This window comes from Dactylosporangium sp. NPDC051541 (genome assembly GCF_044454505.1).
In the GTDB taxonomy this organism is placed as follows: Bacteria; Actinomycetota; Actinomycetes; order Mycobacteriales; family Micromonosporaceae; genus Dactylosporangium.
Genome location: NZ_JBITDU010000006.1, coordinates 486,156 through 500,054, shown reverse-complemented (window position 1 = coordinate 500,054; position 13,899 = coordinate 486,156). Strand labels below are relative to the sequence as shown.

Annotated in this window: 14 protein-coding genes; 3 read left to right on the top strand and 11 right to left on the bottom strand. The window is 70.1% G+C overall.

The genetic code is table 11. From position 1 onward, the window contains the following. Positions 1 to 203: 203 nt before the first annotated feature. The 6 genes from ACIA8L_RS28875 to ACIA8L_RS28850 form a co-directional block, all read right to left on the bottom strand. Positions 204 to 671: a HEPN domain-containing protein gene (locus ACIA8L_RS28875; RefSeq protein ID WP_395909625.1), complete on the bottom strand. Its 468-nt coding sequence runs from the start codon at positions 669 to 671 to the stop codon at positions 204 to 206. After that, positions 668 to 1,264: a hypothetical protein gene (locus ACIA8L_RS28870; protein ID WP_395909624.1), complete on the bottom strand. Its 597-nt coding sequence runs from the start codon at positions 1,262 to 1,264 to the stop codon at positions 668 to 670. Before ACIA8L_RS28870 ends, ACIA8L_RS28875 begins: the two co-directional genes overlap by 4 nt. A 524-nt stretch (positions 1,265 to 1,788) precedes the next feature. Next, positions 1,789 to 2,883, bottom strand: coding sequence for a hypothetical protein (locus ACIA8L_RS28865; protein WP_395909623.1), 1,095 nt, complete (start codon positions 2,881 to 2,883; stop codon positions 1,789 to 1,791). Positions 2,884 to 3,033: 150 nt separating this feature from the next. Next, entirely contained in the window at positions 3,034 to 3,462 is a 429-nt protein-coding gene (locus tag ACIA8L_RS28860; protein ID WP_395909727.1) for a winged helix-turn-helix domain-containing protein, read from the bottom strand. A gap of 108 nt (positions 3,463 to 3,570) precedes the next feature. Further along, on the bottom strand, positions 3,571 to 3,987 hold the full coding sequence (locus ACIA8L_RS28855) for a hypothetical protein (protein WP_395909622.1): 417 nt from the start codon (positions 3,985 to 3,987) through the stop codon (positions 3,571 to 3,573). A 69-nt stretch (positions 3,988 to 4,056) separates the two neighbouring features. Next, complete coding sequence (locus tag ACIA8L_RS28850) at positions 4,057 to 5,412, bottom strand: GH1 family beta-glucosidase (protein ID WP_395909621.1); 1,356 nt, start codon at positions 5,410 to 5,412, stop codon at positions 4,057 to 4,059. A gap of 136 nt (positions 5,413 to 5,548) precedes the next feature. On the opposite strand from ACIA8L_RS28850, the gene ACIA8L_RS28845 reads away from it, so the two are divergent. After that, the gene (locus ACIA8L_RS28845) at positions 5,549 to 6,337 is read left to right on the top strand and encodes an aldo/keto reductase (protein WP_395909619.1); all 789 of its coding nucleotides are present in this window, start codon (positions 5,549 to 5,551) and stop codon (positions 6,335 to 6,337) included. A gap of 3 nt (positions 6,338 to 6,340) precedes the next feature. Here the strand turns inward: ACIA8L_RS28845 and ACIA8L_RS28840 are convergent, their stop codons facing one another. Genes ACIA8L_RS28840 through ACIA8L_RS28830 form a run of 3 tightly spaced genes read right to left on the bottom strand, consistent with a single transcriptional unit; the run spans position 6,341 to position 8,350 of the window. Then, on the bottom strand, positions 6,341 to 6,805 hold the full coding sequence (locus ACIA8L_RS28840; RefSeq protein ID WP_395909618.1) for a hypothetical protein: 465 nt from the start codon (positions 6,803 to 6,805) through the stop codon (positions 6,341 to 6,343). Positions 6,806 to 6,812: 7 nt separating this feature from the next. After that, positions 6,813 to 7,973, bottom strand: coding sequence for a cellulose binding domain-containing protein (locus ACIA8L_RS28835; RefSeq protein ID WP_395909617.1), 1,161 nt, complete (start codon positions 7,971 to 7,973; stop codon positions 6,813 to 6,815). 11 nt (positions 7,974 to 7,984) lie between these two features. Beyond that, the gene (locus ACIA8L_RS28830) at positions 7,985 to 8,350 is read right to left on the bottom strand and encodes a TIGR03618 family F420-dependent PPOX class oxidoreductase (RefSeq protein ID WP_395909616.1); all 366 of its coding nucleotides are present in this window, start codon (positions 8,348 to 8,350) and stop codon (positions 7,985 to 7,987) included. 75 nt (positions 8,351 to 8,425) lie between these two features. Here ACIA8L_RS28830 and ACIA8L_RS28825 point away from each other — a divergent pair, with 75 nt between their 5' ends. After that, the gene (locus ACIA8L_RS28825) at positions 8,426 to 8,881 is read left to right on the top strand and encodes a winged helix-turn-helix transcriptional regulator (RefSeq protein ID WP_395909615.1); all 456 of its coding nucleotides are present in this window, start codon (positions 8,426 to 8,428) and stop codon (positions 8,879 to 8,881) included. Between the two features lie 18 nt (positions 8,882 to 8,899). Here the strand turns inward: ACIA8L_RS28825 and ACIA8L_RS28820 are convergent, their stop codons facing one another. Then, a complete protein-coding gene (locus ACIA8L_RS28820; protein WP_395909614.1) occupies positions 8,900 to 11,962 on the bottom strand; it encodes a BTAD domain-containing putative transcriptional regulator in 3,063 nt (1,020 codons plus the stop codon). Positions 11,963 to 12,017: 55 nt separating this feature from the next. Here ACIA8L_RS28820 and ACIA8L_RS28815 point away from each other — a divergent pair, with 55 nt between their 5' ends. Further along, on the top strand, positions 12,018 to 12,872 hold the full coding sequence (locus ACIA8L_RS28815) for an alpha/beta fold hydrolase (RefSeq protein WP_395909613.1): 855 nt from the start codon (positions 12,018 to 12,020) through the stop codon (positions 12,870 to 12,872). A gap of 272 nt (positions 12,873 to 13,144) precedes the next feature. On the opposite strand, the gene ACIA8L_RS28810 is transcribed toward ACIA8L_RS28815, so the two are convergent. Next, positions 13,145 to 13,885, bottom strand: coding sequence for an ABC transporter permease (locus ACIA8L_RS28810; protein ID WP_395909612.1), 741 nt, complete (start codon positions 13,883 to 13,885; stop codon positions 13,145 to 13,147). Between the last annotated feature and the right edge of the window lie 14 nt (positions 13,886 to 13,899).

Below are 13,899 nucleotides of genomic sequence, written 5' to 3'. Positions count from 1 at the left end.
CAAGCGGGGGTCGTTGGTTCGAAACCAACCGTGCCCACAATATTTCCTGGCGCCTTCGGCCGCGGCGGGGGTTCCCACCCGCACCCCCATGGCCGCTGGCGCGTCCACTGACCTGCTGGCGCGGTCAGCTCACCGGCTCCCTCGACACGGCCGCGTCTTCGGGTGCGAGGCTGAACGGTTCATGGCCCTCGCGTTCGGTTTCGTCAGCGAGTGAAGACCGACAGATGCGGAATGGCCTTCTCGGCCGCCTCGACCAACTCCAGCGCGGCGGGTAGGTCGGCGCGGACCTGGTCGGCGTCGATGTAGGTCTCCGCATCCGGATACTGAACCGAGTGGCGAGTCGTCCGGATACGGTTCACGGGTCGCAGGAGCGCTCCCATCGATGCGCCGAACTGCGCGTGAATGGCGCGTTGCACGGCGACGTGGCCGCCGCCGGAGGTAGGGCGTAGTCCCTGGGCCTGGAGCATGGCCGACAGGGCTTTGCGGATGGCGTCATACAGCGCCGCGTACGCCAACTCGGGGTCACTGGTGCATAGCGTCTCGGCACTGCCGACATGACGCCTCGCTGCAGCGAGCAGGTGCTGGGCGAGATCCAGGTCAGCGACAACTTGCGTCAAGTCATCACTGTCGAGCATGGCGAGGATCTCGTCGCGGCCACGCGGCCAGCTCATGCTTGTTGCTCCGGTTCGTCGATAGGAAGCACCTGCACCCGAGGTCGGGAGCGGAGTTCACGGATGAATCCGTCGTCGGAGGATTCCCAGCGCACTGCAGAGATGACGACAGGGTTGACGGGGCGGTTGAGACGGCGTGAGGCGGCCGCGGCGGCATCATGCAGGTCGTCGCGATCCGGGTTGCCGACTACCAGCAGGTCGACGTCGGCTGGCGGCCGGCCACGTTCACCATGGTGTCGGGCGGCCCAGGAGCCGAAGATGTCGGCGCTCACGACACCGTCAAGTCGCGAGAGTTCCTCAGCAAGCACCTTCGCCGGGCCGAGGACAATAGTGACCAGCTCAAGCAGCGACGAGTAGAAAGGAGCGCGGGTGTTCGCTCGCACGAGCTTGGTGCGCCCCACGCGCCGGGTCGCGACAATACCGGCCTGTTCCAACCGGGTGACCTCGCGGGCGGTGTTGCCAGGATCTGCTCGTATCGCAGTGGCAAGATCGGCCACAGACTCCTCCGCTGCGCCCAACAGGATGCGAACGAGCAGCTTGCCCTGCAACTCCGAACGGAGCAGCGGGAACAGCGCCGGAGCGGAGACTCGCATCGACGCCTCCTCTCAACTCCGCAGGAAATGATTGAGGCTATTTCTGCACGATATCATGCAGAAATAGCATATGAGTTCGCGAGCACCAGGTTGAGGATCACCGGGTGGCGGAGCTGATTTACGGCAACGCTTACGGCAACCGCCGCGAACCCACGCGGCCGCGGGCGGACCGCATCGGATGGCTCCCATACGTCAAGGACTACCGCGGACGACCTCTGGACGGAGTGGGCAGAACTTACAAGCGGGGGGTCGTTGATTCGAAACCAACCGTGCCCACAGTGTGTCCCGGCGCCTTCGGCCGCGGCGAGGATTCCCACCCGCACCCCCATGGCCGCTGGCGCGTCGACCCGCACGAGTTTGGTGCGCCCGACACGTCGGGTCGCGACAACGCCAGCCTGTTCCAATCAGAGCCCGCGAGCGCACGCGGTGAGCGGGCCGGGCGGGCGGGGTGGTTGACGCGGCGGCTGTTGCTTGCCGGCCGCCGCGTCGACGATCCCGCCCGGCGGCCGCCGGGGCCTGGTGCTTCAGGCCTGCGGCAGCTTGGCGAGGATCGCTTTGACCTCGTCGATCGCCTTCGGCTTGAGCTGGTCCTTGGGGACGAACGCGGACCCGAACGTCACGAGACTGATCGACAGGTACAGGTTGCTGTCGAGCACTCGGATCGTGTAATCGCTGGTCTTCGATCCAATGTCCCAGTCCCGGTTGGTACCGTACGACCGCTCGCCCATCCCGCTGAGGTCCGCGTCGAAGTATCGCTGCTTGTCCAGGTCATACCCGGAGTCGAAGTACGACTTGGCCTCTTTGCTGGTCGGGTAGACCTGCGTCTTGATCCCGAACGTCACCTTCATGCCGGACGCGGTGCGCAGGTCGAAGTCGCAGTCGGAGCGCGCGACGCCACCGGTGTTGCGCACGTTCGGCGTCGACTTCTCCTTCTTCGCCGAGTAGATCCCGAGCGCGCTGAGGTCCGTGGAGCACAGATCCCCGGCCGCCGCGTACTTGGCCGGGGTCGCGGCGGCGGAGGTCGAGGTCTTGGAGGGCTTCCCGGTCGGCGCACCCCCGGTCGTCGGCGCCGCCGCGGTGGTAGCGCCCGGCTGACTCCCGGCCTCCGGCGTGGACGGCTCATCGCTGCTCACAAGCTTGGTGATGACCACGACACCCCCGATGACGGCGAGCAGCACAATCCCGGCGATGACCCCGATGGGCAGCCAAGGCATCGAACTGCGCGGCCCTCCGGAACCACCGGGCACCGCCCCGGGTGGCGGAGCCTGCCACCCTTGCGTCGCCGGCGCCTGCTGCCAACCTTGGGTCGGCGGCTGCTGTTGCTGCTGCCAGCCCTGGGTCGGCGGCGGCTGCGGCTGCTGCCACCCTTGCGTGGCCGGCGCCGACGGCGGGTATCCACCCGGTTGCTGCGCGTACTCCGGCTGCTGCGGCGGGTACTGCGGCTGCTGCGGCGGGTACTGCGGCGGCGGCGCGTATTGCGGTGGTGGATAGCCGGGTGCCGAGGGCGGCCCCGGCTCCGGCTGGGCCGGGTAACCGCCGGTCGGTGAGGCCCCGGGCGGCGGTGGATACCCGCCGTAGTACTGATTCTGGCTGGGATCACCGGTCGGTGGATAAGTCACCGGCACGACCATAGTCGATGCTTGCCCCGCATATTGCCCCGTAAAGGACACGCGAAGATAACGAGCCACCCCGCCGACCAGCACAAACTCCCCCGCCTGCCGCCGCCACGCGGGGTGTGGGGAGTGGGGAGTTTCCGGACTGCGCTCGGGTCAGTTGGAGTCGTCGGCGGCGGACGTTGGGGAGGTGTAGACGATCACTCGGTCGGCGGGGTGGTGGGTTTCCATCTCGTCGGTTCGGACGGTGATCAAAGGGACGCCCTCCAGGATGTCCCACCTGCGGCGTTCTTCGATTGTCGGCATGCGGGCGGTGATCTCGGCCGCCGGTGGGGCCTGGACCGGGATTCTGGCGGTGGCTTCGCGGACGATCGCGCGGCGGCCCCGGACCGTGGCGATAACGCCTTCGCTGCGCAGTACGGCCATGGCGTCGCGGACCACATCGCGGCTGACGTTGTGCTCTTTGGACAGGAAGCCTTCGCTCGGCAACTCTTTGCCGGGCTGGAGTTCGCCGCTTCTGATCTGGTCGCGCAGGACGTCAGCGAGTTGGCGGTACAGCGACACATCAGCACGGCGATCGAGCATGCCGTGCACGTTAGCACCTAATAGGGCCTTGTGGCCACATTCGAATGCCGTCCGATCGATCAGGCAGGTGCGGCGCCGGGGGCGTGTGAAAGGCGGCGGAGGCGGGGCTTACGGCTTGTGGGGGCAGCGGTGCAGGGGGCGGCGGGGGATGCGGGCGGGGCGGCGGATGGAGACCAGGCGGGAGGGGCGGACCGCCGGCTGCTTCGCCGAGGCCGGGGCGGTCGACGACGTCGTGGCGCCCGCTACCGCGGCCAGGTGGGAGGAGAGCGCCGCGTGCAGCAGGGTCGGCGACGGGGACGGTGCGACCGTCGACGGGTTGGCGCGGCGGTTCAGCGGCTGGTAGGTGCGCTGCGCCGGGATGTGGGGGCGGGACGTGGCGGCCGGGCGGGGTGGGGGGAGGATCGCGGTCTCGTCCAACGCCGGGGTCGTGTCGTCTTTCTCCGGGCGCGTCACGATGAACGCTACGACCGCCGCCACCAGGACGGGGACGAGGTAGAGAAGAGCTCCGGCATACTGCTCGGCCACGGCGGGGTCTCCCAACGGCTGCGCACGACTGACCTGCGCAACGCTACGGATTCCGCCGCACCCACCGTGTCATCCGGTCGGGTCTTGCTGCAAGTCTGGCTGGGGTGCAGCTGCGGTGCAAACCTGGCGGTACCACTCGTAGGAGCGCCGCGGGGTCCGCACCTGCGTGTCGAAGTCGACGTGGATCAGGCCGAAGCGCTGGTGGTACCCCTCCGCCCACTCGAAGTTGTCCATGAGCGACCACGTGCAGTAGCCGCGCACGTCGACCCCGGCATCGATGGCCGCCCGGACAGCCGCCAAGTCGCCCGCGATGTAGTCGATGCGGAACTGATCGTCGATGTCCGGCCAGGAGCAGCCGCTCTCCGTGATCCAGACGGGCGGCAGCCGGTCACTGTATGCCGACCGCAGACCGACGAGCAGCTCCCGCAGGCCGTCGGGGATCACGGGCCAGTCGAAGGCCGTCTTGGGGTAGCCCGAAATGTCCAGGCGCGCGAACGGCAGCGGGTCGCCGGGCGGCGGGGCCGAGATCAAACTCGGGTTGTAGTAGTTGACGCCCAGCGCCTCGATGGGCTGGGAGATGACCTCCAGGTCGCCCTCGAGCACGATGGAGTCGACGTCGGCGCTGGTCAGGAACTCATAGCCGGGTGGGTACTGCCCGAGGAGGATCGGCGCCGTGAAGAGGTGGTTCTGCACCATGTCGTAGACCGCGGCGGCCATCTGGTCGTCCTCGGAGTCGCTCTTGGGCCAGACCGGCGAGTAGTTGTTCGCGAGGGTCACCGGGGAGCTCGAGGTGCGGTGCAGGGCCGAAACCGCCAGGCCGTGGCCGAGGAGCAGGTGGTGCACGACCGGCAGCTGGTCGGTCAGCATCTGTAGGCCGGGGGCGTGGATGCCCTGCACGTGGCCGAGGGCGAAGTGGATGTACGGCTCGTTCAGCGTGATCCACAGCTTCACCCGGTCGCCGAGGCGCTCGCCGAGCAGCTCCGCGTATTCGCCGAAGCGCATCGCCGTGTCCCGGTTGGCCCAGCCGCCCTCGTCCTGCAACGCCTGCGGCAGGTCCCAGTGGAACAGCGTCAGCAGCGGGTCGACGTCGCGGGCGAGCAGCCCGTCGACGAGCCGCTCGTAGAAGTCCAGGCCGGCCTGGTTGGCCGGGCCGCTGCCGGTCGGCTGGATGCGTGACCAGGCGACCGAGAACCGGTAGGCCCCCGCGCCCAGCCCCGCGATCAGGTCGAGGTCGTCCTGCCACCGATGGTAGTGATCGCAGGCCACGTCGCCGGTGTGCCCGTCGCGGATCTTGCCCGGAGTGTGCGCGAACGTGTCCCAGATGGACGGCCCGCGCCCGCCCTCGCCGACCGCGCCTTCGATCTGATACGACGCGGTGGAGACCCCGAAACGGAACCCGGGCGGAAACTGCGGCAGATCCGGCATAGGCGCGACGCTACCGCCTCAGAGCAAACCGCGGCAGACCTTTGTGGGGGTACTGTCCGCGCCCTCGTCCACGCACAAAAAGTACACCCGCCGAGGCTTTTGCATTGGTCCACTGTAGACGGGGCAGTATTGGGGTATGGCACACGACATTCCAGCCGTCGAGCTGGCGCCGGGCGTGAACCTGCCGACCGTCGGTTTCGGCACGTGGCAGATCACGGGCGGTGCGGCGTACGAGTCGGTCCGGGCCGCGCTCGACGCCGGCTACCGGCACATCGACACGGCCACCATGTACGGCAACGAGGAGGAGATCGGCCGAGCCCTGCGCGACAGCGGCGTCGACCGGTCCGACATCTTCATCACCACGAAGCTGCCCCCGTCCCACGCGGGCCGGGAGCGCCAGACGCTCGAGGCCAGCCTGAAGGCCCTCGGCGTGGACTTCGTCGACCTGTGGCTCATCCACTGGCCGCCGGCCCGCGGCAAGTCGCTGCCGACCTGGATCTCGTTCCTGGAGCAGCGCGACGCCGGGCGGATCCGCTCGGCCGGGGTCAGCAACTACGACACCGCGCTGGTGGACGAGCTGGTCAAGGAGACGGGCGAGACGCCGGTGGTCAACCAGGTGGCGTGGAGCCCGGCCCAGCACGACCCGCGGTTCCTGGACGACATGCGCTCCCGCCGGGTGGTCGTGGAGGGCTACAGCTCCCTGAAGAACACCCCGCTCAACGACCCCCGCCTGGTCGCGATCGCCGACGCCCACGAGGCGACGGTCCCGCAGGTCATCCTCCGCTGGCAGCTCCACCACGACATCGTCATCATCCCCAAGTCGACGCACGCCGAGCGCATGCGGGAAAACCTGGCGGTGTTGGCGTTCGAGCTCAGCGCGGGCGAGATCAGTACCATCGACACGGGCTTCGGCGGTGGTTCTTGAGCGTCATTGCCGTTTGACATTTCGGTCTATTCGGACGCGCCAGCCGCGTTCCTGGGGTTTGCGCCGCAGCTTCACCAGGGCCGCGACGGCGCCCACCGAGAGTTCCTCGAAGTCGAACCCCGCGCGGTGCGTGCCCTTCTGGATCACGAACGCCAGCCCGGCCGAGTTGCTGACCGCCCAACCCGGCCGGGTCCCGAGGCGGTGGGCGGCGTTGGCGCCGTATGCCGTGACGAGCTGGATGTCGAACGGGTACCGCACCTCGCCGCCCGCCCGGGTCACCACGATCCGCGCCTGGGCGAGCGTGTCGTCGCGGTTGAACAGCGCCCGCCACCACTTGGTCCGCGGCGCCTCGACGACGACCTCGACGCCGTGGCCGTGCTCGCCCGCGTCCCGCGCCTCGGCGACGCGCCGGACCAGGTCCAGGACCCGGTCCGGCCGCGAGCGCCGAAACGGCAGCCACCTCTCCACGGCGCCATTATGGGGCCAGGGCGGCGAATCCTGACTTGTTGCCGGTCGCGTCGAAGGCCCGCACGCGCACGTTCTTGAGCGGCAGCGGCTCCGTGAAGCTGGTGCTGGTGCCGGTGACGTTGCCGATCCAGTCGTTGCCGTGGAAGATCTGGTATCCGGCGACGCCCGTATTGTCGATCGACGCGTACCACGTCCAGGTCGCGGCCGTCCCGTTCACGCTGACCCGCAGGTTCGTGGGGATCGTCGGCGCCGAGTAGTCCGAGGTCGGCCCCGGGTCGACGGCCACGCGGACACTGCGTGGAACCGATCGGTTTCCGGCACCGTCGAACGCGATGACCGTGAACGTGAAGTCCCCGAACCCGAGCGGCGGCACGCTGAGGCTGAGGGCGCTGGTCGCGCCGTAGTGGTCGCTGTTGACATACACGTCGTAGCCCGCGACGGCCACATTGTCGGTCGCGGCCGTCCACGTGATCTTTGTCCCCGGATACACGTTGCCGGGCGCGGCCGGCGCCACCGTGTCGGCGACGCCACCGGGAGTGAGCACGGCGTAGGGCGAGGCGTTCCCGGCCGCGTCGAGCGCCCGCACCCGATAGGTGATGATCATCGGCGGCGGCATGCCCATGGTGTATTCGGTGCCGGCGACGGTCGCGACGAGATTGGCACCGCTGTATACCTCGTACGCCTGGACGCCCGTATCATCGCTCGCCGCATCCCAGCGCAGCGTGAACGTGGTGGTGCCGACGATCGAGCGCAGGTTCTGCGGCGTGGTCGGCGGCCGGATATCCGGACCGGCGGTGGTGCCGCCGTTGAGGACGATGTTCTGCGGATTTCCGGTGCCCTGCGCGTTGAAACCGAACCAGGCACTCGATCCGGCGGCGATCGTGGCATTCCACGATTGCCCGACCGCGGCATAGTGATCACCGGAGTGGGTGATCTGCGCGCCCCAGAAATTGGCGATGGTGGTACCGCTTGGAAGGTCGAACTCCACCTTCCAGGTCAACGGCGCGGCGGTACCGTTGCTGATGGTGAACTGCCCCGTGTAGCCGGTGCTCCACGAACTCTGCCGCACGAACGTGACGTCCGCACCGGTTACGGCCGCCCGGGCGGGGTTGGCGGCCAGTCCCACCACGGCGACCGCCGTGACTATCGCGACGAATAGTCGATTCATGACTGTGGATTCTAGAAGCTGATCTCCCGCTCGTGCTCGGCCTCGATGAGGAACACGATCCGGTCTTCGCGCAGCGGGTAGGGCGCCCCGGTGTACTTCCGCGCGATGCGATCAATAATCTCCCAGGCCGCATCCCCTTCAACCGTTTCGACAACCCGCCCCCGGATCAGCTCGGTGCTGGTCGGCCGCTGATGATCGACAATTGAAAGTGCCACCCGCGGGTCGAGCGCCAGGTTCTTCGCTTTGCGCGACCCGGGCGACGTGAGCACCGCGATCTTGTCCCCTTCCCGCCCCACCCAGACCGGCACGGAATGCGGCGCCCCATCGGGCAACACGGTAGCGATGTGCGCGAGATTGACGTCGTCGACGAGGCTCATGGGCTCCGCTCTCCTTCACTGGGCCTTGCTTGGCAAGTCGGTCTCTTCAGGGAACCTACACGCTATGCTGGCCCCATGCAACGCACCCAGTTCTCGGCTCTGGCCTGCTCGATAGCCCGCACCCTGGACGTCATCGGCGAGCCCTGGTCGCCGCTGATCCTGCACGACGTGTATGTGGGCATCAACCGCTTCGACCAGCTGCAGAGCGACCTGGGCATCTCCCGCAAGGTGCTGACCGAGCGCCTGAACTGGCTGGTCACCCAAGAAGTCCTGACCCGCCGCCCATACTCGGACCGCCCACCCCGCCACGAGTACCTCCTGACCCCCAAGGGCGAGGAACTCTGCGACCTCCTCCTGGTGATGGTCCGCTGGGGCGACCGCTGGACCGCCGGCGAGGCCGGCCCCCCAGTCCTCTACCGCCACCACACCTGCGGCCAGATCGCCCACGTGGAACTGCACTGCTCGCAATGCCACACCCCAATGCGAGCCACCGACGTGGACGTCCTCCCGGGGCCAGGCGCCGCCCTATAGCCCCCGCCCTGGTCGTCATCACGCCAGGTAGGCGGCTACGGGGCCGAAGGTGAGGACGCCGCTGCCGGCTGCGTGTTCGCTTGCGGCGGGGCCGAGTTCGGTCGCCAGCCGGCTCAGCGTGGCCCGGTCGTCCACCGCGACAGCCGCCCGCGCGGCGAGGCACAGTCTGGCTTCCCACAGCAGGTCGTGCGGCGAGGATGGCAGGGCGCGCAGGGCGGCTCTCGCCTCGGCCCGGCGGCCGGCTCGGGTCAGGAGCAGCGGGCGAGCCCAGGGCTCGTACGGGCCTAGATCGTCGGACGGCGTCCAGCGGTCAATCGACAGCAGCGCCAAACCCAGCAGACCCTCGTGCATGCCCGGCATGCCGGCCGTGGACAGGTGGGTGTCGGCGGTTCGGTAGGCGGACTCGGCCTCGTCGACGCGGCCGGCCATCGCGAGGCGCAGCGCGGCGTACCACTCGGTGAAGACCGGGACTACCGGCAGGGAGTACTCGGTGGCCAGGCGGTCGGCGGCGGAGGCGTGGGAGTCGGCCGAGCGCAGGTCGTCGAGGGCGCACGCCGACTGCAACGCGATCAGGTGGGCCAGGACCTCGAACGTGACCAGGTTGTGGCGGGTCGACTCGGCCCGGAGTTCGGTGGCCAGCGCCGCTCGGGCCGCGGCCTGGCCGGGGGTGGCGAAGCTGTGCAGGAAGCGGGCGTTCAATGCCTGGGCACGCAGGAGCGGATCGGAGGTCGCGAGGGCGTAGGCCTCCTCGGCGGCCCGCCGGCCGCGCGAGTCCGGAGCGCCGCGCAGTTCCATCGCCACCGCGATCAGGAGCCGGGCCCGCGCTGGGCCGGTGGTTCCGGGTAGGGCCGCGGTGGCGGCTGACACGATACGAGCGGACAGTTCCTCGTCGTCGTTTCGCGGCCATATCGCCGGTACCGCAAAAGCGCCCAGCATCGCCACCGGATCCGTGGACTCCAGGGCGGCCGCGCGCAGGCTTCGGGACTCCGCCAGGTGGCCGATCAGGGCCAGGGCGCGGCTCAGGCCCAGCATCGACGAAGCGCTCGCCGGGTCGTGGGTCAGGGACTGGCGCCACAGGCGGGCGGCCTCGTGCGGATTGTTGCGCCGCTCGGCCTGTTCGGCGGCCAAGGCTGAGTAGCGGGCCGCCCGGGGTGCGGTCGCCCTGGTGGCCGCGTTCGTGAAGTGGTACGCCAGCGCGAACACGTCGTCCGGCGACAGGCGCTCCAACGCTTCCGCCGCGGCTCGGTGCCAGGCGGCGCGGCGGGGTGCGGACACGTCCCCATACACCGTGTCGCGCACCAGGTCGTGCGCGAACCTCGCCCCGTCGAGCAGGAAGCCGGCCCGCGTCGCCTCCTCGAGCGCGTCCACGACCTCGGCCCCGGCGACGGCCGCGAGCAGCTCCGGGTCCACGTCCCGGCCGAGGACGGACGCCTGCCGCAGTACCACCCGGCCCCCGTCGGACAGCTGCGCCAGCCGATGCCGGATCACGTCGCGCACACCGGGCGGGACCGAACGCAGGCCGGCCGGGCCCTCGGCGGCGAGGAGACGGGCGAGTTCCCGGGCGAAGAACGGATTACCTCCAGAGCGTTTCCATATTTGGTGTACTCCCTGAGCCCCGACCGACGCCCCCGCGACCTCGCGCACCAGGGCCGCGACGGCCGGTTCGGGCAGCGGACCGAGCCGGATGCGCACTGGCTCGGCCCGGGCCAGGCGGGCGAGCGCGGCGGTCCACTGCGGGGACGGGTCGGTGTCACGCGCGGTCGCGACCAGCCGGACCGTCGCGGGCAGGGCGGTGAGCAGGTCAAGGGTGTCCTGGTCGGCGCGGTGGAGGTCCTCGGCGACGAGCAGCACGCGGCCGGGGAGGTCGGCCAGCTCGGCCCGGGCGGTGCGCAGGTCGGTCCACGGCCAAGTGCCGGCCGCGCCCTCGTGCTCGCCCGCCCTCCCCCACAGCACCGTCCATCCGTCCGCCTCCGCCGCGAACGCCTCCACCAGTGCCGTCTTCCCCGCCCCCGCCTCCCCCTCGACGAGCGCTACGGACCCGGCCGCGCGCAAACGACCCAGCTCCTCGTCGCGCCCGAAGACCATGCCCACAGGCGCAGTGCCGGCCGAACGCACGCGGGCCGGTTCGTCGGCGCGGCCGGAGTCGGGTTCGTCGGGGCCGGAGCCGGGTTCGTCGCGGTGAGGGTTGGCTTCGTCGCGGTGGGGGTTGGGTTCGGCGCGGTGGGGGTTGGGTTCGGCGCGGCCGGGAACTGCTGCGGCCCGCGATGGGGACGGGGCGGGGACCGGCAGCAGCGGCGGGGACAGGGCGGGGACGGGCAGGAGCGGCGGGGACGGGGCGGGGGGCGGCAGGAGGTGCGGGGACTGGGTCAGGATGTCGGCTTCCAGAGTGCGCAGCGACGGGCCGGGGTCGAGGCCCAGCTCGGCGGCCAGGGTGGTGCGGGCGTCGCGGAGGGCGGCCAGGGCGTCGCCTTGCCGACCGCTGCGATACAGCGCCAGCGCCAGCAGCCGCCACGCCTCCTCGCGCAGCGGGTGGGCGGCGACGAACGGGCGCAGGTCGGATGCGGCCTCGGCGGCGCGGTCGAGGGTGAGCAGGGCGGCGGCTCGGCGTTCGACGGCGAGGTGGTGCAGCTCGTCCAGGCGGTCGATCTCGGCGCGGGCCCAGCCTTCGGTCGACCACTCCGCGTAGGCGGGGCCCCGCCACAGTGCGAGCGCCGCGTCGAGGTTCTCGAGCGGCGCGGACGGGTCGGCTACGACGGTTTCGAAGCGCCAGGCGTCGACCGTGGCCGGGGCGGCGGCCAGGGCGTAGCCGGGCGGGGTGGTGACGAGCAGCCGCGGCTTCGTCCTTGGCCTGCGGTCCGGCTCCAAAGCGCGGCGCAGGTCGGCGATGAACGTGCGCAGCGCGGCCAGGGCGCCGGCCGGGGGCGTGCCCGACCAGACGTCGTCGGCGAGGACGTCGACGGGGACGACGCGGCCGCGGGCGATCAGGAGGCGGGCGAGGACGGTTCGGTGCCGGGGGCCTTTCAGCTGTACCAACTCCGGGTCTTCGGCTTGTAAAGGACCTAGGACACGGAAGGACGGCACGGTGCGATTATCCGCCGCTGATCGGTTGCTCATTCGCGCGGTGCAGGGTCGGGACATGGATTTTTCGTACCGCCGGGTCGAGGTGGCCCCGTCCGTCTCCCTGAACGTCGGCCTGCTCGGCGAGGGCAGTCCCATCGTGCTGCTGCACGGGTTTCCGCAAACGCACCTGATGTGGCGGCATGTCGCACCGCGCCTCGCGGCCGCCGGGCACCAGGTCATCTGCCCGGACCTGCGCGGGTATGGCGACAGTGACAAACCGGACGGTACCGCCGCCTACGCCAAGCGAGTGATGGCCGCCGATGTCGTCGCGCTGGCGCAGGCCCTCGGTCATGAGCGGTTCGCGCTGGCCGGGCACGACCGCGGGGCGCTCGTCGCGATCCGGGCCGGCCTCGACCATCCGGGGCACGTGACGCACCTGGCGTCCCTGGACGTCCTGCCGACGCTGGATTCCTGGGAGGTACTGCACGGTACCGCCGGCGTTGTCGGCTTCCACCTGTACCTGATGGCCGCCCCGGCCCCGATCCCCGAGCGGCTCATCGCGGGCGCGCCGGACGTGTTCTTCGGCCACTTCCTCGACGCGTGGGGCAACGGCGCGATCCCGCCCGACGTGCGCGAGGTGTACTTGCGCGCCTCCCGCGAGTCGATCCCGTCGATCGTCAGTGACTATCGCGCGACCGCCACAATCGACGTTGACGACGATCAAGTCGACCGGGTTGACGGTAATCAACTTCGCATGCCGGTGACCGTGCTGCAGCAGGACTGGGGCGCGGCCCTCGGCTTCGACGCGAAGGCCCGTTGGGGTGCCTGGGCGTCAGACCTGTCCCATCACACGGTCACGGCCGGTCACTTCATGGCCGAAGAAGAGCCGGATTTGGTGGTACGTCACCTGCTCGCACTACTCGAGCGGTAGCACGACGCCGTCCGGAGTGGTGACGTCCAACGCGCAGCGGCGGCGTGCACCTGACGTGCACCACGACGTGCAATGCGACATGTGCACGGCGTGCGCACTGCACGGCGTGCGCACTGCACGACCTGCGCACTGCACGACCTGCGCACTGCACGACCTGCGCACTGCACGACCTGCGCACTGCACGACCTGCGCACTGCACGACCTGCGCACTGCACGGCGTGTGCCCCGGTGCCTCGCGATCGGCACCGGGGCACCGCGCCCGCCTCCCCCCGTCAGTTGAAGCGGGCGCCCTCATCGCGGCGGAAGGCCCACGCGGCCAGGGCGGCCATCGCGATCGTCCACACGGCCAGCGAGACCATCGACGTCGTTTCCACGTCGAAGTCGCCGACCGCCGCCCAGACGAGCTCGACCGCACCGCGGGTCGGCAGGTAGGGCGCGATCGTCTCGACGAAGCCGGGCGCGTGGCCCGGGGCCGAGAGCAGGCCGCCGCCGAACGCCAGGGGGAAGAAGATGATCTGAGCGACGGCGAGGGCGGCCTTCATCGGCAGGGCGTAGCCGATGGCCAGGCCCATGAACGTGAACGGCAGCGCGCCGAGCACGACCGCACCGACGGCGAGCAGCAGGCCCGTCCAGGTCGTCGTGGCCGCGGTGAACAGCCAGCCGATGATGACGACCGGGAGCAGCGAGATCGCCATGAAGGTGAGGCCGGCCAGGATGCGGCCGGCGAACGCGGCGGCGGGCCCAGCGGGCAGGGTACGCGTGTATGGGTCCCAGGGCTGGGCCCGGTCCTCGGAGACGCCGACGCCGTAGGTGAACAGCGAGCTCGTCATCACCGCGAACATCACCATCGAGGCGGTCGCGAACGTGGCCCCGACGGGGTCGTCGCCGGCGAACGGTACGACGAAAAACAGCATCGACGCGGCCGGGAAGAACGCTCCACCGACGACGGCGATCGGGATGCGGATCGTCTCCAGGATGCGGAAACGGGCGTGGGTGAGGGGCAGGGTGGTCATGGCTCGGGCTCCGT